General features: G+C 70.1%; 23 protein-coding genes and 2 pseudogenes. 19 read left to right on the forward strand and 6 right to left on the reverse strand.

The genetic code is table 11. The features are described 5' to 3' along the window. Nucleotide 1 precedes the first annotated feature (1 nt). On the forward strand, nt 2–1,600 hold the full coding sequence (locus ACILRH_RS16880) for a class I adenylate-forming enzyme family protein (protein ID WP_395695210.1): 1,599 nt from the start codon (nt 2–4) through the stop codon (nt 1,598–1,600). Nucleotides 1,601–1,617: 17 nt separating this feature from the next. Here ACILRH_RS16880 and ACILRH_RS16885 read toward each other — a convergent pair whose 3' ends face one another. After that, complete coding sequence (locus tag ACILRH_RS16885; RefSeq protein WP_395695211.1) at nt 1,618–2,754, reverse strand: acyl-CoA dehydrogenase family protein; 1,137 nt, start codon at nt 2,752–2,754, stop codon at nt 1,618–1,620. 190 nt (nt 2,755–2,944) lie between these two features. Between ACILRH_RS16885 and ACILRH_RS16890 the strand changes: the two genes are divergently transcribed. From ACILRH_RS16890 to ACILRH_RS16910, 5 genes are all read left to right on the forward strand, one after another. Continuing rightward, the gene (locus ACILRH_RS16890) at nt 2,945–3,730 is read left to right on the forward strand and encodes a 3-hydroxyacyl-CoA dehydrogenase family protein (RefSeq protein WP_395695212.1); all 786 of its coding nucleotides are present in this window, start codon (nt 2,945–2,947) and stop codon (nt 3,728–3,730) included. After that, on the forward strand, nt 3,727–4,479 hold the full coding sequence (gene fabG, locus ACILRH_RS16895; RefSeq protein WP_395695213.1) for a 3-oxoacyl-ACP reductase FabG: 753 nt from the start codon (nt 3,727–3,729) through the stop codon (nt 4,477–4,479). Before ACILRH_RS16890 ends, fabG begins: the two co-directional genes overlap by 4 nt. An 11-nt stretch (nt 4,480–4,490) precedes the next feature. Continuing rightward, entirely contained in the window at nt 4,491–4,955 is a 465-nt protein-coding gene (locus ACILRH_RS16900; protein WP_395695214.1) for a MaoC family dehydratase, read from the forward strand. Between the two features lie 138 nt (nt 4,956–5,093). Continuing rightward, on the forward strand, nt 5,094–6,245 hold the full coding sequence (locus ACILRH_RS16905; protein ID WP_395695215.1) for a thiolase family protein: 1,152 nt from the start codon (nt 5,094–5,096) through the stop codon (nt 6,243–6,245). An 11-nt stretch (nt 6,246–6,256) separates the two neighbouring features. Then, the gene (locus ACILRH_RS16910) at nt 6,257–7,882 is read left to right on the forward strand and encodes an AMP-dependent synthetase/ligase (protein WP_395695216.1); all 1,626 of its coding nucleotides are present in this window, start codon (nt 6,257–6,259) and stop codon (nt 7,880–7,882) included. Nucleotides 7,883–7,955: 73 nt separating this feature from the next. Here the strand turns inward: ACILRH_RS16910 and ACILRH_RS16915 are convergent, their stop codons facing one another. Then, entirely contained in the window at nt 7,956–8,717 is a 762-nt protein-coding gene (locus tag ACILRH_RS16915) for a class II aldolase/adducin family protein (RefSeq protein WP_395695217.1), read from the reverse strand. A 107-nt stretch (nt 8,718–8,824) separates the two neighbouring features. Here ACILRH_RS16915 and ACILRH_RS16920 point away from each other — a divergent pair, with 107 nt between their 5' ends. Next, entirely contained in the window at nt 8,825–11,677 is a 2,853-nt protein-coding gene (locus ACILRH_RS16920; RefSeq protein WP_395695218.1) for an ATP-binding protein, read from the forward strand. On the opposite strand, the gene ACILRH_RS16925 is transcribed toward ACILRH_RS16920, so the two are convergent. Together ACILRH_RS16925 and ACILRH_RS16930 are read right to left on the reverse strand one after the other, a co-directional pair. Next, nucleotides 11,670–13,184: a carboxylesterase/lipase family protein gene (locus tag ACILRH_RS16925; protein ID WP_395695219.1), complete on the reverse strand. Its 1,515-nt coding sequence runs from the start codon at nt 13,182–13,184 to the stop codon at nt 11,670–11,672. The two genes, ACILRH_RS16920 and ACILRH_RS16925, sit on opposite strands and share 8 nt — an antisense overlap. Beyond that, nucleotides 13,181–13,912 (reverse strand): SDR family NAD(P)-dependent oxidoreductase, encoded by a 732-nt coding sequence (locus ACILRH_RS16930; protein ID WP_395695220.1) that lies wholly within the window; start codon nt 13,910–13,912, stop codon nt 13,181–13,183. The genes ACILRH_RS16925 and ACILRH_RS16930 overlap by 4 nt, the downstream gene beginning before the upstream one ends. Before the next feature lie 190 nt (nt 13,913–14,102). On the opposite strand from ACILRH_RS16930, the gene ACILRH_RS16935 reads away from it, so the two are divergent. The 12 genes and pseudogenes from ACILRH_RS16935 (at nt 14,103) to ACILRH_RS16990 (ending at nt 23,580) form a co-directional block, all read left to right on the forward strand. Beyond that, entirely contained in the window at nt 14,103–14,480 is a 378-nt protein-coding gene (locus tag ACILRH_RS16935) for a putative quinol monooxygenase (protein WP_395695221.1), read from the forward strand. Between the two features lie 120 nt (nt 14,481–14,600). Next, the gene (locus ACILRH_RS16940) at nt 14,601–15,365 is read left to right on the forward strand and encodes an ABC transporter ATP-binding protein (RefSeq protein ID WP_395695222.1); all 765 of its coding nucleotides are present in this window, start codon (nt 14,601–14,603) and stop codon (nt 15,363–15,365) included. Then, nucleotides 15,362–16,093, forward strand: coding sequence for an ABC transporter ATP-binding protein (locus ACILRH_RS16945; protein WP_395695223.1), 732 nt, complete (start codon nt 15,362–15,364; stop codon nt 16,091–16,093). The genes ACILRH_RS16940 and ACILRH_RS16945 overlap by 4 nt, the downstream gene beginning before the upstream one ends. A gap of 113 nt (nt 16,094–16,206) precedes the next feature. Further along, the gene (locus tag ACILRH_RS16950; RefSeq protein ID WP_395695224.1) at nt 16,207–17,292 is read left to right on the forward strand and encodes an ABC transporter substrate-binding protein; all 1,086 of its coding nucleotides are present in this window, start codon (nt 16,207–16,209) and stop codon (nt 17,290–17,292) included. Nucleotides 17,293–17,337: 45 nt separating this feature from the next. Continuing rightward, on the forward strand, nt 17,338–18,195 hold the full coding sequence (locus ACILRH_RS16955; RefSeq protein WP_395695225.1) for a branched-chain amino acid ABC transporter permease: 858 nt from the start codon (nt 17,338–17,340) through the stop codon (nt 18,193–18,195). After that, on the forward strand, nt 18,195–19,229 hold the full coding sequence (locus ACILRH_RS16960) for a branched-chain amino acid ABC transporter permease (RefSeq protein WP_395695226.1): 1,035 nt from the start codon (nt 18,195–18,197) through the stop codon (nt 19,227–19,229). The genes ACILRH_RS16955 and ACILRH_RS16960 overlap by 1 nt, the downstream gene beginning before the upstream one ends. Beyond that, a complete protein-coding gene (locus tag ACILRH_RS16965) occupies nt 19,216–19,437 on the forward strand; it encodes a hypothetical protein (RefSeq protein WP_395695227.1) in 222 nt (73 codons plus the stop codon). The genes ACILRH_RS16960 and ACILRH_RS16965 overlap by 14 nt, the downstream gene beginning before the upstream one ends. Beyond that, entirely contained in the window at nt 19,434–20,354 is a 921-nt protein-coding gene (locus ACILRH_RS16970; protein WP_395695228.1) for an NAD(P)-dependent oxidoreductase, read from the forward strand. Before ACILRH_RS16965 ends, ACILRH_RS16970 begins: the two co-directional genes overlap by 4 nt. A 1-nt stretch (nt 20,355) precedes the next feature. Beyond that, nucleotides 20,356–21,537 (forward strand): alpha-hydroxy-acid oxidizing protein, encoded by a 1,182-nt coding sequence (locus ACILRH_RS16975; protein ID WP_395695229.1) that lies wholly within the window; start codon nt 20,356–20,358, stop codon nt 21,535–21,537. Nucleotides 21,538–21,953: 416 nt separating this feature from the next. Further along, entirely contained in the window at nt 21,954–22,289 is a 336-nt protein-coding gene (locus ACILRH_RS16980) for a cupin domain-containing protein (protein ID WP_395695230.1), read from the forward strand. A 308-nt stretch (nt 22,290–22,597) separates the two neighbouring features. After that, nucleotides 22,598–22,726: pseudogene (locus tag ACILRH_RS16985) on the forward strand (tellurite resistance protein permease); the annotation flags it as partial. Between the two features lie 98 nt (nt 22,727–22,824). Beyond that, a complete protein-coding gene (locus ACILRH_RS16990; protein ID WP_395695231.1) occupies nt 22,825–23,580 on the forward strand; it encodes a tellurite resistance/C4-dicarboxylate transporter family protein in 756 nt (251 codons plus the stop codon). On the opposite strand, the gene ACILRH_RS16995 is transcribed toward ACILRH_RS16990, so the two are convergent. Both ACILRH_RS16995 and ACILRH_RS17000 read right to left on the reverse strand, forming a co-directional pair. Further along, nucleotides 23,570–26,236 (reverse strand): multicopper oxidase domain-containing protein, encoded by a 2,667-nt coding sequence (locus ACILRH_RS16995; RefSeq protein ID WP_395695232.1) that lies wholly within the window; start codon nt 26,234–26,236, stop codon nt 23,570–23,572. The genes ACILRH_RS16990 and ACILRH_RS16995 overlap by 11 nt on opposite strands. 38 nt (nt 26,237–26,274) lie before the next feature. Continuing rightward, nucleotides 26,275–26,967, reverse strand: a pseudogene (locus tag ACILRH_RS17000) (hypothetical protein); the annotation flags it as partial.

Consider the following 26,967-nt stretch of genomic DNA (forward strand, 5'->3'; position numbering starts at 1 on the left):
GATGTTCGCCGACGCGGTCCGCAGGCTCACCGCGCCGGGGGCTGAGTTCGAGACCGTCACGGACCCCGACACGCACCTGTGCCGCTTCGCTGGTACGCCGCGCACGCTGCGCGACCTGCTACTCCAGGCGGACCCACGCAAGCAGCTGCTCTGGCACGATGGCCGGTGGTGGACCGTGGGAGAGGTCGCCGACGCGGCCGCCGAGTTGGGGACCCGCCTCGTTGAGGCTCACGGCGTTCGACCAGGCGACCGGGTCGCGATCCTCGGCCACAACTCGCCCGCGTGGGTGGTGGCGTTCTTCGCCGCGACCGGCGTCGGTGCGGTGGCTGTGCCGCTCAACGCCTGGTGGTCGACCGACGAGCTGAGCTGGGCGCTCCACCACGCCGGGGCTGCGGTCGTCGTCGCCGATCGGAGTCTTGCCCAGCGGATACAGGTGGACGCGCCGGTCGTCGTGGTCGACCCGGCCCCCGGCGACGAGCCGCGGACAGGATCCTGGCCTGCCCACTGCCCACTCCCGACCGACCTCGCCACCATCCTCTACACGAGCGGGTCGTCCGGCACCCCCAAGGGCGTCGTGTCGACGAACGACTCCATCCTCCAGGCGGTGTGGGCGTTCGCGTGCCGGGCCGCGGTGGAGGGGGGTGAAGACCACGAGGGCCCCGCCGTCGTGACACGCACCCTGCTGCCCGTACCGCTGTTCCACGTCACGGGCTGCGTCGGCGTGCTCCTCGGCGCGCTGCGATCTGGTGGCGAGGTCGTCCTCATGGGTCGTTGGGACCCCGTCGTGGCCCTGCGGCTCGTCGGCGACCTCCGGATCACCCACGTCGTCGGTGTCCCCACCCAGTGGGGGGACCTGCTGGGCGCTCTCGACGCCACACCGGCCGACGTGTCCACGCTCGTGCGCATCGGCGGTGGCGGCGCACCGGCGCCACCGAGCCTGGTCCGTCGGCTCGCCTCCGTGCTCGGCGCGGGGGGCGTCGGGATCGGCTACGGGATGACGGAGACCAACGGGTACGGACCGGTCAACAGCGGCGCCGACTACCTGGCCAACCCCGACAGCAGCGGTCGACTGGTGCCGATCGCCGAGGTCGAGGCCAGGGATCCCGATGGCCGGCCGGTACCACCCGGCGCAGAGGGCCAGATCTGGTTCCGAGGCCCGCACCTGGCCAGCGGCTACTGGCACGACGACGAGACCAGGGCGGAGACCTGGTCGGAGGGCTGGCTCCGGACCGGGGACCTGGGCACCGTCGACGCGGACGGTCAGGTCCGCGTCACCGGACGGCTCAAGGAGATGATCCTGCGCGGCGGCGAGAACGTCGCCGTGGCCGAGGTCGAAGCTGCGCTGTTCGAGCACCCGGCGGTTCGCGAAGTGGCAGTCCTGGGCGTGCCGGACGACCGGATGGGGGAGGCAGTGGCGGCGGTCGTCGTCGGTCGCGCCGGCCAGGCGCTCGGCTCCGACGAGCTGGTCGAGTGGCTGCGAGGCAGGATCGCCGGCTACAAGGTGCCGACCCGGGTCCGCTGGTCGACCGAGAGCCTGCCGCGGACGGCCAGCGGCAAGATCGCCCGCGCCCGGTTGCGAGAGCTGCTCACCGAGCCCTGAGGCAGGGCGCGAGCCCTTCAGGCGCGCATGAGGTCGGTGCCGATGATGTGCTTCATGATCTCGTTGGTCCCGCCGTAGATCGGCTGGATGCGGGCGTCGAGGTAGAGGCGTGCGATCGGCTGCTCCCGCATGTAGCCGTAGCCGCCGTGCAGCTGCAGGCACGTGTCCGCCACCCGCCGCTCCAGGTCGGTCGTCCACCACTTGCCCATCGCTGCGTCCACAGCGGTGAGCTGTGCTCGGTTCAGGGCGTCCACCTGCGCGTCGACGTACTGGGTCGCGACGTCGACCTGGGTGGCCATCTCGGCCAGGGCGAACCGGGTCGCCTGGAAGTCGCCGATCGGCCTTCCGAACGCCTCCCGCTCCCGGCAGTAGGCGATGGTCAGGTCCAGGGCGCGGCGCGCCGATGCCACCGCACGCACCGAGATCGACAGCCGCTCGCGCGGCAGGTTCGCCTTCAGGTGGTCCAGCCCGCGGCCGACCTCCCCGAGCAGTGCCTCGGGGCCCAGCTCCACGTCGTCGAAGAACAGCTCCGAGGTGTCCTGGGCGGCGAGCCCGATCTTGTCGAGCTTGCGGCCGCGGCTGAACCCCGGTGAGTCCGCGGGCACGAGGAACAGGGACAGTCCGACGTCGCCCACGTTCGCGGCGACGACCACCAGGTCGGCGAGGAGCCCGTTGGTGATGAACGTCTTCGAGCCCGATAGAACCCAACCGCCGTCGGCTCGGCGGCGCGCCTGCGTGCGAATCCCGCGCAGGTCGCTGCCGGCGCCGGGCTCGGTCATGGCGATCGCGGTGACGATCTCGCCGCTGCAGAACCCCGGCAGCCAGGCGTCGCGCTGGGAACCAGTCGCCAACTCGACGAGGTAGGGCGCGACCACGTCGTTGTGCAGGGTGAAGCCCGGGCCGGAGGCGCCGACGGCCACGAGCTCCTCGTTGAGGATGGCGTTGAGCCGGAAGTCGGACGAGCCGCCACCGCCGTACTCCTCGGGCACGTCGAAACCGAGCAGCCCGGCCGCCCCGGCCGTCCGCCACAGGTCCCGGTCGACGTGTCCCTGAACCTCCCACCTGTCGTGGTGCGGCTCGACCTCACGGGTGACGAACGCCCGCACCGCGGCACGCAGACCGCGCTGTTCCTCCGACTCCGGTGCTCGGCGCACGCTGCACTCCTCTGCTGGTCGACATCGCCTGGCAGATCCGAACCTAGGAGCGCCGAGCGCCGACCTGGCAGTGGTGGTTGCCCCACGGTCCTCGACGGGGGCCTCCCGCGGGCGGACAGGTGTTCCCTACTCCCGGACACAGACGCTTGTCGCGACGATCGGAGCAAGACCACAGACAAGGAGCACGTGCATGACTTCCGTCCCCGCCGAGCCACCTCTGGCCCCCGCGCCACGCTTTCGCAGCGCCGCGATCGTGGGTGCCGGGGTCATGGGAGCGGGCATCGCCCAGACGTTCGCGATCCGCGGTCTCGAGGTGACCTGCGTCGACCTGGACGAGACCCGTCTCGACCAGGCACGGCACACCGTCGAGGAGGGCCGCTTCGGGCTGAGGAACGCATCGGAGCGAGGCCTCCTTCATGAGCCCTGGGAGGACGTGGCGACGCGGGTGACGTACTCGGTCGACCTCGCCTCGGCCGTCGGCGACGTCGACCTCGTGCTGGAGGCGATCCCGGAGGATCTCGGTCCCAAGGTCAGGCTGTTCCGGCGTCTCGACCAGCTGACTCGTCCAGACACGGTGCTCGTCTCCAACACCTCGGGTTTCCCCGTCTCCGCCCTGGCTCAAGCCACCGACCGTCCCGCGCTCGTGGCCGGCTGGCACTGGGCCTCACCGCCGCCGGTCAGCAAGCTGGCCGAGATCGTGACGCACGCCGTCGCCGACCCCACCGTCGTCGCTGCCCTCGCCGAGCTCGCCGCGGAGTGCGGGAAGCGCCCCGTCGTCCTCCCGGACCAGCAGCGGGCATGGGGCTTCGTGGCGAACCGCGTCTACTTCGCGATGATCGCCGAGGCCCGCCGGGTCGTGCAGGAGGGGATCGTGACCGCCGAACAGCTCGACCAGATCATGGTCGACTGCTTCCGGTGGCCGGTCGGTCCCCTCAGCATGGTCGAGTCCGCGCACGCCGGTTGGGAGACATCGTGACCACCCGCGTGGCCCTAGTGACCGGTGCCGCCCGCGGGATCGGCGCGGGCATCGCTGCCCGGCTCGCCGACGCCGGGCACCACGTCGTGGTGACCGACCTGGACGGCGACGCCGCGCAGGCCCAGGCCGCACGGATCACTGCGGGTGGAGGCCGGGCGAGCGCCTGTCGACTCGACGTGACCGACGAGGCCGCGGTCGACGCGACGGTGGCGCGCCTGACCGACGAGCACGGGCCGCTCGGCATCGTCGTCAACAACGCCGGCGTCACCAGGGACAACCTGATCCACAAGATGTCGTGGGACGACTGGTCCGCGGTCCAGGACGTGCACCTCGGCGGAGCGTTCCTCGTGTCGAGGGCTGCCCAGCGCTCGATGGTCGCCGCCAGATGGGGCCGGATCGTCAACCTGTCATCGGTGTCGGCCCACGGCAACCGCGGGCAGGCCAACTACTCGGCGGCCAAGGCAGGCCTGCTGGGACTCACCAGGACGCTCGCCCTCGAGCTCGGCCGGTTCGGCATCACCGTCAACGCGGTGCTACCCGGGTTCATCGACACCGAGATGACCCGGGCGACCGCGGCCAGGCTCGGTCTGACACCGGACGAGTTCGCGGCCCGGACGATCCAGCAGATCGCCGTCGGTCGAGCAGGCTCGCCCGACGACGTCGCAGCGCTCGTCGGGTTCCTCGCCTCGGAGGAGGCCGGGTTCGTCACGGGCCAGGGCGTCTGCGTCTCCGGGAACCCGGGATTCTGAGGACGGGCGGCATGCGCGTCTTCACCGGCCTGGATGACCTCGAGCGCGCCGTCGGCCAGGAGCTCGGGGTGAGCTCGTGGCACACCGTGGCCGCGGACAGGGTGCTGGCCTTCGCCGACGCCACCGGCGACCACCACTGGCTCCACACCTCTCCCGACCGGGCGGCCGCGAGCCCCTTCGGGTCGCTGATCGCTCACGGCTACCTGACGCTCGCGCTCACCTCGGCCTTCGTCGAGGAGATCTACGACCTCGAGGGGGTCGCGATGCGGGTCAACTACGGCCTCGACAAGGTCCGGTTCGCCCGGGCGGTGCCTGTCGGCTCGCGGCTGCGTGGTCGCGCGGTGCTCGAGCAGGTCGATCGTCGAGCGGGGTCGGCGCTGGTCGCGATCAAGATGACGGTCGAGATGACGGGCGAGACCCAGCTTCCTGCCGAGGTCGTCTGCGTCGCTCGGACGCTGACCTACGTGACCGAGTAGCACCACCGAGCAGCTCCTCGGCGTTCCTCACGGGGCCGACAGGGACTCCCTACTGGTGACAGGGGCCCGCCGGTGCGAGCGTCCAACCGAACCGCCACCACAACGTTCAGCAAGGTCAACGAAAGGTCGTACGTCAAGATGTCACGCGATGCAGTCATCGTCGGAGCAGTCCGAACCCCCCTGGGGAAGCGTGGGGGAGGACTGGCCGGAGTACACCCCGTCGATCTGGCAGCCGAGGCCCTGCGGGCACTGGTCGAGCGGACCGGAGTCGATGCCGGGCTGGTCGAGGACGTCGTCTTCGGGTGTGTCAGCCAGGCGGGCGAGCAGGCGGTGAACGTCGGCCGCAACGCCCTGCTGGCGGCCGGTTACCCCGAGTCCGTGCCCGGCACGACCGTCGACCGACAGTGCGGCTCGTCCCAGCAGGCGGCCCACTTCGCTGCCGCTGGTCTGGTGGCCGGCCACTACGACCTCGTCGTCGCGGGTGGTGTGGAGTCGATGTCGCGGGTGCCGATGCTGTGCACCGTCTCCAACGGTCCGGGCGACCCGTGGAGCCCCGGCATCTTCGCGCGCTACCCGGACTTCCGGTTCGACCAGGGCACGGCCGCTGAGGCCATCGCCGACAAGTGGAGCATCACCCGCGGTGAAGCGGACCAGCTGGCGCTGGAATCCCACGAGCGGGCGATCGCAGCGCGCGACTCGGGTGCATTTGACGCCGAGATCGTTCCCGTGGCAGGCGTCAGCACCGACGAAGGCCCGCGCACCACCACCAGCGCCGACGCGTTGGCCGGCCTGCGGCCAGCCTTCCTCGAGGGTGGACAGGTGACGGCGGGCAACTCCTCGCAGATCTCCGACGGCGCCGCCGCACTCCTGATGACCACCTCCGACAAGGCTCGTGAGCTCGGGTTGAAGCCGCTGGCGCGCATCCACAGCGTCGCCGTCAAGGGCGGGGACCCCGTGGAGATGCTCACCGCGACGATCCCCGCCACGCTGTCGGTCCTCGCACGCTCCGGCCTCCGGCTCGCCGACATGGACTCGATCGAGATCAACGAGGCGTTCGCGACCGTGGTGCTGGCCTGGGCGAAGGAGCTCGGTGGCGACCGAGACATCGACATGAAGAAGGTCAACCCCCGCGGTGGCGCGATCGCGCTCGGCCACCCGCTGGGCGCCTCCGGCGCACGTCTGATGACCACGCTCCTGCACACCCTGCACGACACCGGTGGCCGGTACGGCCTGCAGGTGATGTGCGAGGGCGGCGGCATGGCGAACGCCACCGTCATCGAACGCATCTGAGGCTGCGCCCCATGGTTCGGTACTACCCGGCGGACAACCTCCTCCAGGCGTTCCTGCGCACCGCTCGGGGCCAACCGGAGGACGTCGCCGTCCGGTGCCGCTGGGACGAGCGATTCGAGCTCGCGACCTGGGCGACGTACGAACGAGCCGTCGCCCAGGTCGCGCACCAGCTCGCCGAGCGTGGTGTCGAGGACGAGGCCGTGCTCCTGAGCCTGCCCAACTGCGGCGTCTTCCACATCCTCGACCTCGGAGTCGTCGCGGCGGGCGGGGTTCCGGTGTCGGTCTACGCGACGGCGAGCGTGGAGCAGACGGCGCACATCCTGCGCAACAGTGGTGCCCGGATGGCGATCGTGCGCCCCGAGCACCGACCGCGCTTCGAGGACGCCGCGCGGTCCATCGGCCGCGACCTCGACATCCTCGAGGCCGGACCGGACGCGGGGGACAGCCCCGTGGAGCAGTGGGCGCTCGGCTCGGGCCCTGCCCTCGACCTGGACGCCGCCGCGCGGCGTCTGGGCCCCGCCTCGGTCGCCACCGTCATCTACACCTCGGGCACGACCGGCCCGGCGAAGGGCGTCGTGATCACTCACGCGAACGCCATCGCCGCGTTCGAGGCGACGCTGCACATCGTGGGGCCCGACGGGCGCGGGACGCGCGTGGTGTCCTACCTGCCGATGGCGCATGTCGCCGAACGGATGTCGAGCCACTACAACCACCTGCTCTACGGCTCGGAGGTCTCCTGCTGCCCGGACCCGGAGGGCGTCTACGACGTCGTCCGTGAGGTGCAGCCACACATCTTCTTCGGGCCGCCCCGGATCTGGGAGAAGGTGGTGCTCGCCCTGCCGCACGGCGAGCGCGACGGCGCCGCGCTGGCCGCAGCTCTCCACGCGAGCGGCCTGGGCGAGCTCCGCGTGGCGGTGAGCGGCGCCGCGCCGATGCCGCCGGAGCTCTTCGGTCGCCTCCGAGCCGCAGGGCTGCCGCTGTCGGAGGTCTACGGCCTCTCGGAGACGACCGGCGTGCTCACCTGGGACCATGCGCATCCCCGTCAGGGCACCGTCGGCCGCCCGCTGCCACGGATCGAGGTCAGGCTGGACGAGTCGGGCGAGATCCAGGCTCGCGGGCCGGTGGTCTTCGCCGGGTACCACGACGACCCCGAGGCCACCGCGTCGGCGTTCACGACCGACGGGTGGCTTCGCACCGGTGACCTCGGGGCCTTCGACGAGGACGGCTACCTGACCATCGTCGGACGGTCCAAGGAGCTGATCGTCACCGCCGGCGGCAAGAACGTCGCGCCCCTGGCCATCGAGGGTCGGCTCAGCCGGGTCGACGGGGTCAGCCAGGTGATGCTGGTCGGCGACGGACGGCCGTACGTGACGGCGCTGATCGTGGGCGAGCCGACAACCGCGGTGGATCCAGAGTTCCCCGACGTGCTCGGGCGGTCCATCGCCGAGCTCAACGACCTGGTGTCACGCGCCGAGGGGGTCCGCCGGTTCCTCCTGCTCGCGGACGAGTGGACGCCCGCTGGCGGCTTGCTGACCCCGACGTCGAAGCTGCGTCGGGTGGCCATCCAGAAGCGCTTCAGCAGCGAGATCGACGCCCTGTACGACGGCCGAGCCGGCCACGACGTGCCGACGCGCTGACGCGCCCGACGGAGAACGGCCCGGGCCCCTCGAGGAGCCCGGGCCGAACCCGTTCGCCGGTGGTGGCGGTCTGTCAGTCGAGCAGGTCGGGCTCGAGCGCCACGATCTTCGCGTAGAGCGGTTGCCAGTTGAGCCAGCCGGCGTACTCGGTGCCGACCTGACCGGCTGTCTTGACGGCCTCCTCGTGCACGATCGGCACCGGCGTTCCGGCGGCCTTGGCGAGCAGCTGGGCCTGGCACGAGCGCTCCATCGTGATGAACCACCAGATCGCGGACTCGACTCGCCGACCCACGGTCAGCAAGCCGTGGTTGGCCAGGATCACGGCCTTGTGCGGCCCCAGCGCGTGCGCGATCCGCTTGCCCTCCTCGGTGTCGAGGACGACGCCGGTGTAGTCGTCGAACCGGGCGTGGTCCTCATAGAACGCGCAGGCGTCCTGGGTCAGCGGCTCGACGAGGTCGGTCAGCGCCGACAGGGCGCGTCCGTGGACCGAGTGCGAATGGGCAGCGGCCACGGCGTCCGGCCTGGCCTCGTGCACCTGCGAGTGGATGGCGAATGCAGCCCGGTTCACCGGACGCTCGCCCTCGACGACCTCGCCGTGGTGGTCCACGCGGATGAGGTCGCTCACGCTGATCTGGGAGAACGGCACCGCGAACGGGTTCACCCAGAACGTGTCGGGCTCGAAGGTGTCGCGAGCCGTGATGTGTCCGGCGACCCCCTCCTCGAAGCCGAAGCGGCTGAACAGGCGAAAGCCGGCCGCGAGCTGCTGCTTGCGGTACAGCTGTTCCTCGACGGGGTCCTCGAACTCCGGAGGATCGGGGTAGGGGATGTCAGGCAAGGTCTCGTCCTTTCTGGTCTCTTCTACGCTAGGAAGAGACGGACCTCACAGGCAGTAGTGAGTTCCCTATTCCGTCGGTGCGCGCAGCTCGGGCAACATCGGCCGACATGCGGACGGGAGTGACGCTGGAGATGGAACCGAACGCGGCGCCGACGCCCGCTCCGGCCAGCCCGCGTCCGGTCCACGGAGTCGTCGGGCGCTCGGGTCTCCTGGAGAGAGCGGTGCACCACGCGGCCCGCGCCCGCGAGGGTCGCGGCGGGGTCCTCGTCGTGCGCGGCGAGGCAGGGGTCGGCAAGTCCTGCATCATCGGCGAGCTGACCAGGGTCGCCCGCGCCGAGGGCGTCGCCGTCGTCTACGCGCGCGCCGAGGAGTTCGAGGAGGGCATCCCCTACGCGGCCTTCCGGGCCGCGTTCGGGAGCAAGGACGCACGTGGCGTCATCACGTCCGCCCGTGCCGCTCCTCTCGTCGACCTGATGGCGGGTGAGACGGTGGAGGGTGGAGACGGCGCGGGCACGAGCCGCCTCGCGCGGGTGCACGCCGAGACCGTCGACCTGCTCCAGACCGTCACGGCCACCTACCCCCTCGTGCTGGTCGTCGAGGACCTCCACGTCGCCGACCCGGACTCGGTGACGCTGACGCGGGTCCTCGCCCGGTCTGCGGCGTCTGCTGGCTTCCTGCTCGTCCTGAGCCTGCGTCCCGACGTGTCGACCACGGCCCGGACGATGGACGCCGCGCTCGCGCAGATGGCAGAGACCGGTGACGCAGAGATCATGGACGTCCCCCGGCTCGACGACACGGGTGTCGCCGAGCTGGCCAGGCTCCTGGTCGGTTCGCCTCCCGACGGCGCTGCCGTGGCGTACCTCGTGGAGCAGACCCACGGCAACCCGTTCTTCGTCAAGGAGCTCATCCTCGGTCTGCAGCAGTCCGAGGGCCTCACCACCGACCAAGGCGTCTGCCGGCTCACATCGGTCCGGCCGCGGCAGATCGGTCGACGCACGGCCATCCTCCACCGCGTGTTCTCCGGGATCCGCTCGGGTCGCGACGTGGCCAAGGCCGTGGCGGTCCTCGGCCGCGTGCACCCGGCCAGGCTCAGCCTGGTGGCCGAGCTCTCCGGTGTCGAGGAGGCCGAGGTCGAGCGATCCTTCGACGGCCTGGTGCGCGACGCGATCCTCCGTCCCACGAGCGAGGGTGGCTACGAGTTCACCCACCCCCTGGTGCGTGCGGCGCTGTTCGAGGACATCGGACCAGCCGAGCGGCGTCGCCTCCATGCGGAGGCTGCCCGGTGGCTCTCGGCGTCCGGTGACTCGCGAGACCGTCTCGAGGCCACCGCCCACGTGGCGGAGTCGGCGACCAGCGGAGATGTGGGAGCCGTCGCGCTCCTCCTCAGCTCTGCGGACGCGACCGCGGGGGTGGCCCCCATGAACGCGGCAGCTTGGTACGCGCGGGCGCTCGAGATCATGGATCCTGAGGATCCGACCCGGTTCCAGGTGCGGTCGCGGCAGGCCAGAGCGCTGTGGATGGCGGGCCGTCCGGTGGAGGCAGGGGAGCAGGGTCGCCTGGCGCTCAGCGGCCTCCCCGAGGGCGAGCGGGCCCGGACCGGCATCCTCACCGTCAATGCGCTGTATGCCGCAGGATCGGCCGCAGGTGCGCTCGAGGTGTGCCAGCAGGTCCTCGACGGAGCTGACGGCCGACCGCCCGAGGACCACCCCACGCTGCGAGCCCAGCGTCTCCACATCGCCCGTCAGGTCGGGATCGATCAGGACGACCTCGAGCCGCTTCCGGCGCGCCCGACGCTGGTCGACAAGCCCGGCGTCGTCCGGCTCACCCACCTCCTCCTGCACGCCGACCTCGTCGGCGACGTCGATCGTCGCCGGGAGCTGCTCGAGATTGCGCGTGAGGCGCTGCCACTGCTCACCGCAAGCCCACGGCTGGCGCTGCTCGAGGCCATGGCCATGGTGCACGCCGACGCCGGGGAGCTCTCCGACGCCTCCGCGATCATGCACGAGGCGCGGCGGCTGGCCGAAGGGACGACCGCCACCAACCTCGGCGGTCAGTTCGCCTCGACCCGCGTGCGGTTCCACCGCCTCGCAGGTGACTGGGAGGCGGCTCTGGACGCCGCCCGGGTCGCGACGCTCGACCTCTCCGATGCTCACCAGCTCGGCAACCTGTGCATCGTCCAGGCGTTGACCGCCACGATGCTCGTCGACCGCGGACAGTTCGACGCAGCCGAGCAGACCATCCGCTCGACAGAGCCCCCGGTGCCGAGCTTCGACCACCTCGTGGCGGTCGCGGGGGCTCGCCGCCACCGGATCTCCGGCGACCCGGAGACCGCGATCGCCGTGGCGACGGAGATCGAGGCCACCGCTCGTCGGCACGGGTGGGAGCAGTGGCGCTACCTGCTGGTGCAGGAGCTGGTCGAGTCGCACGTGGGCCTCGGTGACCGCGCGACAGCGGCCCACCTGGTGGCTACCCTCGACACCCGCGACGAGCGCCCGCTCCACGACGTGGTGCGCCGCCGCCTGGAGGCGACCGTGGCCGAGGACGGCGCTGGCGCGTTGGCCACGGCGGAGGTCGCGCGGCGACACGGTCTCGTGGTCGAGGCGGCGACGAGCATGGTCGTGGCCGCTCGACTGGGGGCGACCGAGGCCGACCTCGCGGGCGCCCTGGCCGTCTTCGAGTCGGTGGGAGCCGATCCCTGGGCCTTCCAGGCCCGTCAGCTCATGCGTGAGAGCGGCCAGGTCCCGCCGCGTGGAACGACGAGCGCTTCAGCGACGTTGACAGCGACGGAGCACAAGATGGCCCTGCTGGTTCAGCAGGGACTGACGAACCGGGAGATCGCCGGCGCGCTGCACTACAGCCCCAAGACGGTCGAGGTGTACCTGTCCCGCGTCTACGCGAAGCTCGGGGTGACGTCGCGACTGGCTCTGGCGCGGGCCATGGACAGCGGCGCCGTCAGCTGAAGGTCCGCCACATGGCACGGACCCGCCGATCGCACTGCTCGGCCCGCACGCCGTCGGCCGAGATCGTGTTGGACCAGGTCGAGCCAGCGACGTGTGACGCCCCACCGGGCAGCGTCCCGTCAGCGCAGAACGCCGCCCAGGCCCGGCGCACCACGGCGCTCGTCTCCTGCATCTCTCGAGCGTCAGCGGCCTGGGTCGAGAACCAGGAACCCAGCGGGGAGTCGAGGGTCCCGAAGGTGAGCGGGACGTCGACCATGTGAGCGGCCTCCATCTGCGCGAGGTCGATCCGGTAGGTCGTCACGCTGGCGCCGGCGACGTCGCCGAGGACGTCTGCGGCCCGCAGCGCGGGGGAGCGGAAGTAGCGGTCAGTCTCCAGCGCCTCCAGGTCGATCGACCCCCCGTGCGTGTACGCCGCCATCAGCTCCGCGTCGTCCGCGGCAGTCAACCCGGCGACGCCTGCGCGTGCGGCGTTCGCGAGGACCCAGTCCGCCGCCAGGCCGCCCGAGGTGAGCCGGTACAGCGATGCCTCGCTCCGGGTCGTCCCGACCAGCAGGTCGGCACCGACCGCGTGGGAGCGCAGTCCGTCCACCGGGGTGCCGGAGACGAAGAGGTCGTCTTGGGTCGGCAGGAACGGGGTCAGCTGTGACACGGCGTGTGCCCCGAAGATCTCGTCGGAGCCCGGCGCGCCCGTCCACACCCGAGCGAGCACCTCGCCCTGAGCAGCCAGGAGACGGTCGACCCCGACAGCGGCGAGCTCGCCGACCCTCCCTGGCGCGATGCCGGCGGCCGACAGGACGGCGCGAGCGGTTGCCTCCGACGCCTCCGCGCTCATGAACTGCTCGACGCTCCCGCTCTGCGCGATGGCGCGGCGAGGACGCCCTTCGAGGGAGGACCCCAGCAGGACGAGTGCGCTCGTGCCACCGACGCTCTCGCCGGCGACCGTGATCGAGCCGGGGGAACCTCCAAATGCCCCGATGTTCTCGCGAACCCATGTCAGGGCCGCAGCCTGGTCGTGCAGCGACAGGTTGCACTGCCCGTCCGGCATCAGCTCCCGCAGGTCGAGCATCCCCAGCGCACCCAGGCGGGTGTTGACGGTGACGACGACGAGACCCGACGCGGCGAGGCGCGACCCGTCGTAGACCGGGTCGGCGACGGTCCCGTGCACGAACGCCCCGCCGTGGAACCACACGAGCACCGGAAGGTCCGCGCCGTGCTCGGGTGCGGGCGTCCAGACGTTCAGCCACAAACAGTCCTCGGACTGCTCGGGACAGCTCACGGCGGCATCGAAGTCCGTGGCTGTCGACACCGACTGGGGAGCGGCGTCACCGGGCGCGACACAGTGACGGGCCGTGTCCCAGTGCTCGGGTGGTTCTGGGAGCGCGAAGCGTCGCTCGGCGACCGGCGGGGCGGCGTAGGGGATCCCGAGGAACGCCGCAACCCGGGCTCCGGCAACGCCCAGCACCGGCCCCGCGGCAGTGGCGACCAGCGGCGAGTGCGGGATCGTCACAGGATCAGCTTCATCCCGCCGTCGATGCTCACCGTCTCGCCGGTGATGTACCCAGCGGTCAGGAGGAACGCTGCGAGCTCGGCCACCTCGTCCGGCTCACCGGTTCGTCGAAGGGGGGTGTTGGCGCTGAGGAACTCGCGTGCTGCGGACCATTGGGAGGTCCAGGGCGTCTCGATCATGCCGGGGGCGATGGCGTTGACCCTGACCTCGGGTCCGACGACCTTGGCGAGCAGCCCGGTCATGTGTACGACCGCGGCCTTGGAGACCGCGTAGGGCAGGCTGCTCCCGACCGGTCGGAGGCCTGCCACCGACGCCACGTTGACGATCGCTCCGGAGCCGGTCGCACGGAGTGCGTCGAGGGCCGCCACGCTCATCTGCCAGGTCCCCACGACGTTGACGTCCAGGATCCGCCGCCACACGTCACCGGTGACGGCATGGACGTCGGCGTGGTCGATGAAGGCCGTCGTCCCGGCGTTGTTGACGAGTCCGTCGAGCCGGCCCCAACGGTCCAGCACGGTCGACACCACCTCTCGGCAGTCCTCCTCGGAAGCAACGTCGCCGCGGACATGGATGGCGTCGGGACAGCGCGCGAGGAGGTCCCGCAGCTCGTCGGTCTCACCTCGTGAGCTGAGGGCGACACGCCAGCCGGTGTCCAGCAGGTGCTGGGCGGTGGCCAGCCCGATCCCGCTCGATGCTCCGGTCACGATCGCGACCTGGGTCTTCTCCACAGTGCTCCTCACCTCGGACGAACCACGCGAGGCCATCGTCGTCGCCGTCGCTCAGGCTCGCCAGTAGGGGTTCCCCCGATCGTGGGCCCGAGCCCCACGGGTGAGGTGTCGGTGACCTCCTACTCCCGGTCGTACGGACCTCCGGGTGTGCTGGTCGCCGGTCCACCACCCGGTGGTGAGAGGAGCTTCCGTGGACGACAGCCCTGCCCGAGCGACGCGCGTGATCGTCAACATGCACGTGCGACCCGGTGACGAAGAGGCATTCATCGGTGCCTGGCTCCCACACACCGAGGCGTGTCGCCGCGAACCCGGAGTGCGTCAGTTCGAGCTGTTCCGGAGCGTCTCGTTCCCCGAGAACTTCGTCCTCGTCGAGCTGTGGGACGACCGCGACGCGTTCGACGCCCACTTCGGCGCCGACCACGGCCGCGACAGCCGATCCGCTCTCGTGGATGTCGGGACCCGCCGCCACGGCGAGGACGGGCTCGAGATCTACCGCGGGCAGAGGCTCTTCATGGTCGAGGGCGGCTCCCCGGTCCCGACCAGCAGACGTGGGTGGGGGGAGGCGTGAATCTGACGGAACGGCTCGCCCCCCAACCGGTGGGAGTAGGGCATCGCCTACTGACGCCGGCCGCACCGCGGCTGCCGTAATGAAGCCGTCGCTGTGGCCGCGATCACAAGGAGGATCCACGTGACTGAGGTGTCGCTCCAGGTGCGGGACGCGCACATGAGGTTCGGAGGTGTGCACTCCCTCAAAGGGGTCTCGCTCGACGTGCACGAGGGCCAGATCACGGGACTCATCGGTCCCAATGGTGCCGGCAAGACCACGCTCTTCAACGTGGCGTCGGGCCTCCTGAAGCTGCAGGAGGGTTCTGTCCACGCGTTCGGGCGGGACGTCACCCGGATGCCCGCCCATCGGCGAGCTCACCTCGGCATCGGCAGGAGCTTCCAGAACCTCGGCCTCGTCACCGGTGAGGACATCCGTCTGAACACGCTGGCCTCGCAGTTCGGGCGGGCGTCGTACGGCCCCCTCGGAGTGATGGTGCCGTGGCGCCGGAGCCGGATCGAGGCCCGGCTGTGGGCGGACGTCGAGCAAGCCCTCGACGCATTCGACGTCCGCGAGTCGCCCGACACCCTGGTTAGAGAGCTGTCCTTCGGTGTAGCCCGGCGGGTCGAGCTCGCGGGCCTGGTGGCACGCAGCCCGCGGCTCCTGCTGCTTGACGAGCCGACCACGGGCCTCGACAGCACGGAGTCCGAGATCCTCAAGCACTGTCTGCGGCGCCAGCGCGACGCTGGTCGTGGTGTCCTCGTGGTCGCACACGACGTCGGGTTCGTCCTCGACATGTGCGATCAGGTGTACGTGCTCGCTGAGGGTTCGGTCATCTTCCACGGCACCCCCGAAGCAGCACGCGAGGACGCGGGCGTGGTCCGGTCCTTCCTCGGGGCCGCGGCATGAGCGCCGGACTCGAGGTCGCCGAGATCTCGGCCGGCTACCTGAAGGTTCCGATACTCCACGGCGTGAGCCTGGCGGTCGCACCGGGCAAGGCGGTGGGTCTGATGGGCGCCAACGGTGCGGGCAAGACCACCTTGCTCAAGGTCGTGATGGGTGAGCTGCGCGGCAAGGGTGAGGTGCGCCTCGACGGCCGGAGGATCGAGCGGAGGCCGTCCTGGTGGCGAGCCCGCCACGGAGTTGCCCATGTGCCGGAGGGTCGGCACCTCTTCACGACCCTCACGGTCGAGGAGAACCTTCGCGTCGGGACGTTCGCCACCACCGAGCAGCGGCGCGACCTCCAGCCCGCCTACGACCTCTTCCCCAAGTTGTTCGACCGCAGGCGGCAGCTGGCCGGAACCCTCTCCGGCGGCGAGCAGCAGATGGTCGCCATCGGACGGGCGCTGGTGGCACGGCCCCAGGTCATGCTCATCGACGAGCTGTCCGCCGGGCTCGCCCCGGTCGTCTCCCAGGACCTCGTTGCCGCTCTCGACGTCGTGAAGCAACAAGGCGTCGCCCTGGTCGTGGTCGAGCAGGCGCCTGCGCTGATCCGTGACCTCGTCGATCACCACGTCGTCCTCAGCCGAGGACGAGTCGTGCACTCGGGACCTGCGGACGAGCTCGACTTCGAGCACCTCCGCGAGCTCTACCTCGGAGCCACCCCGGCTCGGAGCAACCCAGAAAGGACGCACTGACCGTGAAGACAAAGATCAAGGCGAGCGCAGTCGCATGCATGCTCGCCCTCGCGCTCACGCTGGCAGCGTGCGGAGGGTCGTCGTCCGAGGGTGGCGGGGATGCCGCTCCTGGAGTGACCGACAAGACCATCACCATCGCCGCCGTCCAGGCCTGGGGAGGTGACTTCGCGGACCCGGTGAACAAGGCCTTCGAAGGGATGGTGGCCTGGATCAACTACGTGAACGCGCAGGGAGGCATCCACGGTCGGAAGATCGAGATCAAGAAGTACGACCACAAGGAGACCGCCGAGGGTGGCGTCGCCGCCTGCCGCCAGCTCGTCTCGGACGACGACGTCCTGATGTCCACGGAGTTCCAGGGCCAGATCGCACACATCACCGCCGCCAACTGCCTCAACGACTCGTCGGTGCCGAACATCGTCTGGCAGGGAGCCGACGAGTACCTGGACAAGTGGACGAGCACCTTCGCACTCCTCCCGACCCCGTCGCAGATGGGTGTCACCACGGCCAAGTACGTGCGCAGCACGGTCGAGGGGGACGCACCTGTCGGAGTCGTCTACCTCAACCAGGACACCTTCAAGGCCGCCGGCGACGCCTTCATCGACGAGGCCAAGGACCTCGGCGTCAACCTCGTCGCGACCGAGCCGATCAGCTACACGCAGTCTTCCTACGTTCCTCAGCTGGAGCGCTTGCGGGCAGCCGGCGCCAAGACGGTCGTGATCATCGCCCTCGGACAGGAGACCGCGATGCTCACGCAGGCGAAGAAGATCGGATACGAACCGCAGTGGACCGGCAGCCAGTTCGTGTTCGAGTACGCACCGCAGGCCAATCCCGGACTGTACGACGGCGTCACCGGTCTCAAGCTGACGTCAGCCGCACCGAGCCAGGCCTACGACGACTTCGCGAAGATCTACAAGGAGTACGGCACCGGCAAGTACCCCGAGTACGACCCGGACACCATGCTCGCCTACGGCTTCGCCCAGGTGGTCACGAAGGTGCTCGAGGACGCGGGCGACAACCCCACGCAGGCCAGCGTCCTCGACGCGATGAAGTCGCTCTCGGACTTCAAGACCGGGATCCTCGGCCCGATCGACTGGACCAACAGCGTCGTGGGCACCCAGGACCTGTGGCCGGTGGTGTGCTGCACGCCGGAGAACTTCTGGAAGGCGGACGGCGAGCCGTCCGCGGACTTCGGGTCCTGACATGCGCGGCGGGTCGGTAAAGCTGATCGGGACGGGCTCAGTCCAGTGACCGTCTCCCTCGTCGGCGGCCTGTTCGTGGGCTGCATCTACGGCGTCTTCGCCATCGGTCTCGTCCTGGTCTACCAGGTCTCACGGACCGTGAACTTCGCGGCAGCCAACATCGCCATGATCGGGGCGTTCGTCTTCACCGACCTCCGCGTCGGCGGCGGTTGGCCGGCTCTGCCGGCCGCCGCCGTCGGCACAGCCGTCGCCGGCGCACTCGGTGGGCTCGGCTACCTGTTGATCGCGCGCCCGCTGCAGAACAAGTACCCGGTCTCCTCGACCCTCGCCACCTTCGGGCTCGGTGCCTTGCTCTACACCTTTGCGGCCCGACGCTGGGGCCTGCGACCCATTGAGTCCGCCGAGGTGCTGCAAGGCTCCGCATTCCGGGTCTTCGGGTACACGTTCATGCGCGACGACATCCTCATCGTGCTGCTCGGGCTGCTCTCGGTGGGCGGGGTGACGCTGCTGCTCAAGCGGACGTCGTTCGGCGTGCGCGTGCGGGCGACTGCGATGGACCTCGTGGCCGCTGGGCAGAGCGGAGTACGCACCGACCTCGTCGCCGGGCTCGTGTGGGTCGCCGCGGCCGCGTCGGCGGGACTCGCAGCGATCCTCGTGTCCTCGCAGGTGTCGATGACCGTCGACTTCACTGCTGGCCTGATGTTGCGAGCCCTGATCGCGGCCCTGATTGGCGGCCTCACCAGCGTCGGAGGTGCGTTCATCGGTGGCCTGGTGCTCGGTGTAGCTGAGGCCTTCATCGGCTACCAGGTGTCTGCGGTCGGTGTGCCCGAGCTGATTCTGGCCGTCGCGGTGATCGCCTTGCTGATCGCCCGGCCCACCGGTCTTCGAGCGGCGGAGTACTGATGTCCACACTTCTGCACACGTCGGTCCTGCGCTCGACCGCCTGGCTGGCGGGACTGGTGCTGTTGTTCTCGATCCCTCACCTCATCTCGGACGGTGCCGTCTTCAAGCTCGGGCTCGTCCTCATCTTCCTCATCGCAGCATTCGGCCTGCACCTGCTGGTCAACTGGACCGGGGAGCTGTCGTTGGCGCAGGGCACAGTGGTCGGGCTCTCTGCGCTCTCGGTCGCTGCCATCAGTTCATCTCACCAGGTCAACGCGGTGGCGCTGATCCCCGTGGGCGTGCTCGTCGGCGCCGGGTGCGGGTTGCTCATGGCAGCCGTCGCGTACCGGGCCAAGGGGTTCTTCGTCGCGATCGTGACCCTGGCGCTGAGCGTGGCGATCAACGCGTACTTCTTCAAGCAGGAGTGGTTGGTCGGGAGCGGAACCGTGTTGACCAGCACCGCTGACGTCGGACCGTTCAGGTTCGTCACACCAGACGATGTCTACCCGGTGCTCGCCGTCACGACCTTCGCTTCGACGGCGCTGTTCGTCGCACTCTCGCGCTCGAAGTACCGGCGGGCACTGCTGATGATCAAGGCCGACCCGGATGTCGCGAGCAGCCAGGGGATCAACGTGGCGCTGTACCGCGGGTCCGCGTACGTCGTCGCCGGTGCGATGGCCGGCCTCGCAGGGGGCATGACGAGCGCTTGGGTGGGTGTCGTCTCACCCGCGACCTTCCCGCAACAGCTGTCCTTCACCTATCTCATCGCCGTCGTCCTAGCAGGGCCCGGCTCCCTGTTCGCCCTGGTCGAGGTGGTGCTGCTCCTGCAGGGCTTCCAGGCGTTCGTCTCGACGACGAACTTCTTCCTGGTCTACCTGGGGCCGCTCGGCTTCATCGTGACGCTGACGATGTTCCCAGGTGGCCTGTCCGAGCAGAACCGCGACTTCGTGATGAAGGCCCGTCGCCGGCTGAGGCGACGACGACATCAGGTCGACGCAGCGACAGACCCGCAACCATCCACTCCACAACTGGGAGCCGACTATGAACGAGTTTGAGGAGCCGGGTCTCGCGGTGACCATCGTCTTCCGACCTGCGACGGAGGAACTGGGCGCGTCGGCCAGTGACGCCTCGATCCGCGGCTCGATCACGGCCGGCAGCCAGGCCCCGATCCCCTTCACCGGGTGGCTTGAGCTGATGGGTGAGCTCGAGCGGCTGGTCGAGACCACCGCGGTTGTCCAGGTCGACCCAGCGCACCGACCATGAGCAACCAGGGAGGACCGCGCCGCGTCGCCGTCCTTCCCGAGTCGACAGGCGCCTGGCTCGATGGAGTCCACGAAGGCACTGGCACCGTCCGTGCATCGGTCGACGTGGCAGAAGGGTTGCTGTGGTCCTCGGGGAGCGCAGCCGGGCTGCGGGAGGTCCTCTCGGGAAGTCCGTCCCTGAGATGGGTACATCTTCCCGTCGCCGGGATCGACGGTTTCACCGAGGTCCTCGACACGGATCGGCAGTGGACGTGTGCCAAGGGCGCGAACGCAGAACCGGTGGCCGAGCATGCGCTCGCGCTGATACTCGCCCTCTACCGCCGGCTGCCCGACTTCGCGCGGGGTGGGAGCTGGCAGGCACGCGCCGGTCGCAGCCTTCGTGGGGCTCGGGTCGTGGTGCTCGGCGCGGGCGCTGTGGCGCGCGCCCTGGTGGACCTGCTCCGGCCGTTCCACCCCCACTGTGTGGTGCTGAGCCTCTCCCCTCGCGCGCTCGAGGGTGCGACGTGGTCCCACGTCGGCGACCTCGAGACGGAGCTGACGCGGGCGGACGTACTGGTGCTCGCCGCCGCAGCGACCTCCGCGAACGAGCGGATCATCGACGCCAAACGGCTCGATCTCCTCCCTCGCGAGGCGGTGCTCGTCAATGTGGGACGCGGAACCCTGCTCGATCACGATGCACTGCGCCGGGCTCTTCTCGCTGGTTCGATCGCCGGCGCAGCGCTGGACGTGACGGATCCCGAACCGCTGCCCGACGACGATCCGCTGTTCGCCCATCCTGGATGCGTGGTCACCTGCCACAGCGCCACCGTCGGCGAGTCGGGCGCCGAGCTGCTGCGGGATCGCGCCCGGGCGAACCTCGTACGTTTCGTCCAGCAGCGTCCCCTCCTCGGGGTCATTGATCCTCGGAGAGGTTACTGACGTGGAGCCAGAGTCGTTCGGCGGCTACCAGACCCAGCTCTACCTCGACGGGTTGTCCGGGCATCGGCCCTCACTGCCCTGCGGGTTCGCCGAACTCGAGGAGCGGGCGCTCGCATCGATGTCGGAGTCGGTCCGCGAGTACGTCTGCGCCCCCGCCGGAGACGGGTGGACCCAGGAGGCCAACGTGGCCGCGTTCCGCACGTACGGCTTGATGCCCCGGATGCTTGCCGACGCGGGCGAGCGGGACCTCTCCGTCGAGCTGTTCGGGCGGACCATCACAGCGCCGGCATTCTTCGCGCCGGTCGGTGTTGCCGGGATCTGCGCGCAGGACGGGCACGGTGACCTCGCGGTCGCGCGCGCAGGCGCCGCCCTCGGGCTGCCCGTGGTGGCGACGACGTTGTCGAACGATCCTCTGGAGGAGGTCATCCGCCACGTCGGAGGGGCCCCAGCCTGGTTCCAGCTCTACGTTCCGTCGGACTGGTCCGTGTGCGAGAGCCTCGTCCGTCGGGCGGAGGCGGTCGGCTACGAGGCCCTGGTGGTCACGCTCGACGCGTGGGTGGGTGGCTGGCGACCGCGCGATGTGACCGCGTCCAACCTCCCGCAGCTGCGCGGACACTGCCTGTCGAACTACTTCACCGACCCGGTCTTCCGCGCCCGTCTCGCGCGGCCACCGGAGGAGGACCCGCAGGCCGCCACGCTGGAATGGGCCGCGGTCTTCGGCCGGCCTCTTGCCTGGTCGGACCTGGACCGGCTGCGGGAGATGACGAGCCTCCCGCTGGTCGTGAAAGGCATCTGCCACCCCGAGGACGCACGGCGCGCTCGTGACGCCGGCGTCGAAGCCATCTACTGCTCGAACCACGGCGGTCGGCAGGCGAACGGCGGGCTCCCCGCCATCGACTGCCTCCCGGAGGTGGTGGCCGCCGTCGACGTACCCGTGCTGTTCGACTCCGGCGTCAGATCCGGAGCCGAGCTGGTGAAAGCCTTGGCACTCGGCGCCGCGGCCGTCGGCATCGGGCGCCCCTGGGTGTACGGGATGGCGCTCGGCGGCACCGACGGGGCGGTGCACGTCATGCGATCGATCCTCGCGGAGTCGGACCTGCTGATGGCGGTCGACGGCTATCCGACGCTGCGCGATCTCGCGCCGAGCGCCATCCGTCGTGTCCCGACCCCGGGCACGTCCTGACCGGACCCGGCTTGCCGGAACTCGCTGGTACGCGCAGCGGCCCCGCTGAGGGAAACCTGGGGAATCCTCCGCGGGGCCGCGCGATCGTGCAGGACAGACCGGTGATCTCGACGCGCCGCCTCGTTCCTCGGCGCTACTCGATCAACGAGCTGTCAGATGTCGTAGTACTGACTGACTCACCCATGCTGACCTGCGCAAACGTCGAGGATGTTCGACTATATGTACCACGCTTGTAACGGCTCAGGGCATCACCGATGTCTGGGTACACACACAGCGTCGACCGAGACAGCGTTCCCGTAGCAGATCGTGGCACGGAAGCTCCGTCGGCCAGGCGCCTGTAGCGACTTCGACCAAACCCGTCGCCAGCGTGACCACAGTTCGTAGTAGACCGATGCATTCAGCAATGAGGAGATCCCATGCAAAAAGAGTCGCTGACGGCACTTGTTCGTCACCATCTTGAGACGGCCTCGACTTCGTCCAGCGGTCGCAGCGCTCACACGATCTATGGGGGCCACGAACGTGTACTGCGCCAAACACTCGTCGCCCTCCGAGCGGGGAGCGACCTCGACGAGCACGAAAGCCCTGGCGAAGCCACCCTTCAGGTTCTCCACGGCCGCGTCACTTTGGTGGCCAGGGAGAATCGATGGAACGGATCACCCGGTGATCTGATCGTCATCCCCGATTCGCGACACGCGCTTGAAGCGGTCGAAGATTCGGTCGTTCTCCTGACCGTAGCCGTGCGAATCCGATGACTTCACACACGTGGCGCCTTCCGTGCCGACCGCCGGGGTCGAGCGGGAACGTCTTCAGTCTCGCCGGCCAGGTGGGCTTCTCGGTGATTTCCGAGGACGCCACATGACTGGGATGAACGCACGTCTCGCGGTCGTTCGCCTCACAGATCGAGGCTAGTGCGGAGCGGAATCCCGAATCAGCGAGCACCCCTGCGTGCGAAACTCCGAGCGTGGCTGAAGTACTCCGTGATCGCGTCGGCCAGGCTGTCGAGGGGCTGACACCTGGCTACTTCGCGCTCGTGATGGCCACGGGAATCCTGTCCGTCGGGATGCACCTTGAGCGCTTCTACATCCTGTCCGCAGTGCTGTTAGGCGTGTGCTGCTCAGCGTTCGTTGTGCTGTTGGCGTTGACCGGCTGGCGGCTGGTCGCCTACCGGAGCGCGGTGGTCGAGGACTTCACCGATCCGCGCCGGGGGTTCGGGTTCTTCACGTTCGTTGCCGGCACGAATGTGCTCGGGTCCGACTGGGGATTGCTGGCTTCCACGAGGCGACCGCGGTGCTGCTCATCCTCGCGGGTGTCGCCTGGCTGGCTCTCGGCTACGTGGTGCCCTGGACCGCAGTGCTGGGTCGCCAAGAACGCCCCGTGCTGGCTACCGCCAACGGCACCTGGTTCATCTGGGTGGTGGCGAGCCAGTCCGTCGCGGTGGCGGCGGCCACCATCGAACCGGTCTTCGACCCCGTGCGACGCGAGCTCGCGGTGCTGGCGATCATGTCGTGGTCGGTCGGAGTATTCCTGTACGGCGCGACCGGGATACTGGTCTCGCTGCGGCTGATGCTCTACGAGTTCGGCCCCGAGGAGCTGACCCCGCCGTACTGGGTCTCGATGGGCGCCCTGGCCATCACTGTGCTGGCCGGCGCCCGGATCGTGGAGATGGCCGATGCGCCGATGGTCGCGGTGACTCGTGACCTGATCGCGGGACTGGCCGTGGTGTTCTGGGCGTTCGCAACATGGTTGATCCCGGTGCTGGTCGCCGCTGGCTGGTGGCGTCACGTCCGGCGCCGGGTACCGCTGCGGTACGAGGCGACGCTGTGGAGCATCATCTTCCCGCTCGGCATGTACGCCGTTGCCGGGATCTACCTGGGCCGGGCCGACCACCTGCCGGTGGTGGAGGCAGTGGGACGCGCCGAGCTCTGGGTGGCGTTCCCTGCGTGCGTCCTGGTCTTCGCGATCATGCTTGTGCATTTGTTCCAAACCGTCATCGCTCCCACCGGCCCGCACCTGCCTCCGCTTGAGCCCAAGATCAAGGGGTGACCCGGAACAGCCCGTGCGCGCCGCGTTCGGCGTCGATCATCAAGTGCGAGACGAACGGGTAGTCACCGGGTTCAGGGAAGGTGAGCTCGACGAACCCACCTTGGGCGGCCTGCAGTCCGAGGCTCTGGGCCCCGCCGTGCCCGCGTCGCAGGAGGTAGGTGCCCTCGGCGTGGGTGGTGTCGAACTGGCCGCCGACCACGTGGAACGAGGTTGGCCGGTTGGGGCCGGCGTCGAGGACCCACACCCGGACCCGCTCCCCGACCCGCGCGGTCAGGGGGGCGTGGTCGTACTGGTTGGCGAAGCCGTTGAACACGACCAGGTCTGGGTCCTCGGCGGCCAGCTTGGTGACGTCGACCTCCCCGCCCTGGTTGCCGAGGTACAGCTCGGACTGCACGAGCAGGTAGCTGCGGTCCACTCGAGGCAGGTGTGGTGGCTCGATGACGACCGCGCCGAAGAGGCCGTTGGCGATGTGGGCCGACATCGGCATGGTGGAGCAGTGGTACATCCACACCCCCGCGCGGGTGGCGCGGAACCGGTACGTCAGGGACTGACCGGGTGCGAGGGTGCGCATCGGGCGCTGCGGGGCGAGTGCTCCGGCGTGGAAGTCGATCGAGTGACCGATCGACCCGTCGTTGGTCAAGGTGATCTCGAACCGGTCCCCGACCCGCCCGTGCAGCACCGGACCCGGGGCGGTGCCGCCGTAGGTCCACAGTCGCTGGGTGACCCCCGGCGCGACCTCGCGTACGACGTCTCGGACCACGAACGTACGCCGGTGCACCCGGCTACTCGACACCGCCGGCAACGGCGGCAAGGCAGCGTCGCGCGCCGCCCAACCCGGCGACGGATCGGCCATCAGATCCAGGTTGTCCGCAGCCGGGGTGGGCTCGGTATCGCCGGTCTCGGCGGGGGACGGGTCGCCGTCGTTCCCGCCTGGCCCGTGCTCGTGGCCGGCGTGACCCCCGGACGACCCGGCCGCCGTGGCAGGCGCGTTAACGGCGCCGGTGACGTGGACGGTGAGGACCATGCCCATCTGCTTGTGGCCGATGACCGAGCACCAGCCGTCGAGGTCGCGGCCCACCACTCCGACCTCGACGCGTGCGGTCTCGCCGGGGGAGAGTCGGCCGCTGTTGGCGCCGGTCTCGAGGACGAGGTCGTGCACGTCCTCCTCGTCGGTGTTGGTCAGCACGATCACCAGTCGGTTGCCGGCCTGCACCGAGATGGTGGCCGGGGTGAACCGCATGTCGTGCGCCTCGACCTCGACGGTGGTGGTCTCGCCGGTTGCGGTGACACCGGCCGCGGCCGAGGCGGTGTTGCCGCCGATTGCGGCCGGGTCGACTGCGACGCCCGCGGCCACCGCCATGACCACGAGGGAGAGTCCGGTCGCGGCGAGGCCGGAGATCTGGCCAGCAGGCCGGCCGGGCGGAACTCGCGGGCCCTCTCGGGCACTCGTCGGGTGCGCCTTCGCGGAACGCGAGGCCCGCACCGCGAGAAGCAGCAACGGCAGCGTGGAGGCGAGGGCGACCAGGACGAGGATCGAGGCGAGCACCCGGACAGTGCTGGGTACCGGCAGTGCGCACAGCAGCAGGCCGACGTTGGTCACCACCAGCCGCAGCGGGGCACCACGGTCCAGGACCGCGTTCGCCGCCCGGACCGGGGTCGGCCCTCCACCGAGGGCGACCGGGACCAGGTACGACAAGGCGCCGAGGAGCACCTGGGCAGCAAAGCCCGCGGCCAGGAACGGCGTCAGCCAGCCGAACACCTCATGGACACGAGGCCAGGAGGACGCGGCGCCGATGCCCGCATCGAGGGTGACCAGGGTGACGACCAGCCAGGTCAGCCCGGCCAGGACCGACCAGGCCGGGAACTCGGTGGGCGGTTTGCGACGTAGGGCGTCGACGAACGCCGGCGCGGTGAGCAGCAGCCCGCTCACGTATCCGGCGATCCCGATCGCGGCGAGTAGACGCAGACCCGCGGACGCGCCGCCCGCGGTCACCAGCACCGAGCAGACCAGCACCGGGAGCGCCCGGGCCGCGGCTCGCTCGGAGCCCGTGGCGATCCGGGTGCGCAGCATGGTCGGCCACAGGGTGACCAGCGTGCCGACCACGGTGAGACCGACCCAGCCGAGCAAGTTCACCGCCGCGTGCGCGACGACCAGACGGGTGTGCCAGGGATCGGCGAGGCCACGCGCGAGCGCGGTGCCCAGGCCGGCGCCGACGGGCAGGAAGCAGGCCGCGGCCACGTAGTAGCGCACCGAGGGTCCGAACCGGGCCGGCAGGGCCGCACGCAGCTGACGCAGGATCGTCCAGCCGTGCCACAGGACCGCGGAGCCGACCGCGGTCGCGCCGAGCAGAGTCAGGGGCCACACATCGGAGGGGACCCCGGCCACCACGAGGGTGACGCCACCGTTGAGCAGCAACAGCCGCCGGTTCTGGCCGCGGCGGTCCTCGTCGGCCGAGTGCAGCAGCGCGTCGGTGAAGTACCGGCTCCAAACCAGGATGGCGTGGCTGACCGCCCCGAGCATGAGCAGATGGATCATCAGCCAGCGTGGCGCCGGTACGAACGGATGCACGAGTGCGACCACGACCGTGGCCGCCAACCAGACCAGCACCGGCAGGTCGCGCAGCGGCCAGAAACCACGACTGCCCTGCCTGCTCACGACCGCCTGTTCACCACCGGCGCGCTCACGACGAATGCTCACGCCGGGCTCCGGGTGCCGCGGATCGCGCATCCCACCGCGATGGCAACGAACGACAGCACGGCCACGATGTTGAGGACGCCGCCGGTGACCCAGGCGCCGTGGCTACCGAGGGCGTCGCCCACCCACAGCCGCAACGCCAAGGAGCCGTGCAGGAGCACGGCCGGGGCGATGAGGGCCGGGTGATAGGGCAGAGGCCGGCGCAGCACCGCAGGCAGGATCACCGGAGCGTGGGCCATGATCATCGACAGCGTGAACCCGAGGAACACCGCGTGCAGCACCGCGTCGTAGCGCACCCCCTCGGTCGCCGGACCGCCGAGCATCCAGACGGCACCGGCGACGCCGAGCCAGCAGTACCCGGCCAGCATGCAGCCGGCCATGTAGCGGGGGAGCCCTCCCTTGTCGCCGGAGGCGTGGATCGTGCGTCGGGCGACGTCGTGCGCGGCGAGCCATCCGGTCAGGACGAGCATTGCCGCCCCGAGCAGCGCCGTGCCCGGCCGCGGCCACAGCAACGCCGCCACGATCCCGGCCAACAGCCCGGAAGCGAGGAGAACCAGCGTGGTGCCAGCCGAAGGGCCCATCGCGATCCGGGCGAGCTCGAGCCGCTCACCGGCGATGGTCAGCACGACGAACCCGACCAGCCACGGCGCCAGGACCGGCACATCGGTCCCGCCCAGCCACAGCACGGCGGC

It is taken from the genome of Nocardioides sp. (assembly GCF_044226765.1).
Taxonomy (GTDB): Bacteria; Actinomycetota; Actinomycetes; order Propionibacteriales; family Nocardioidaceae; genus Nocardioides.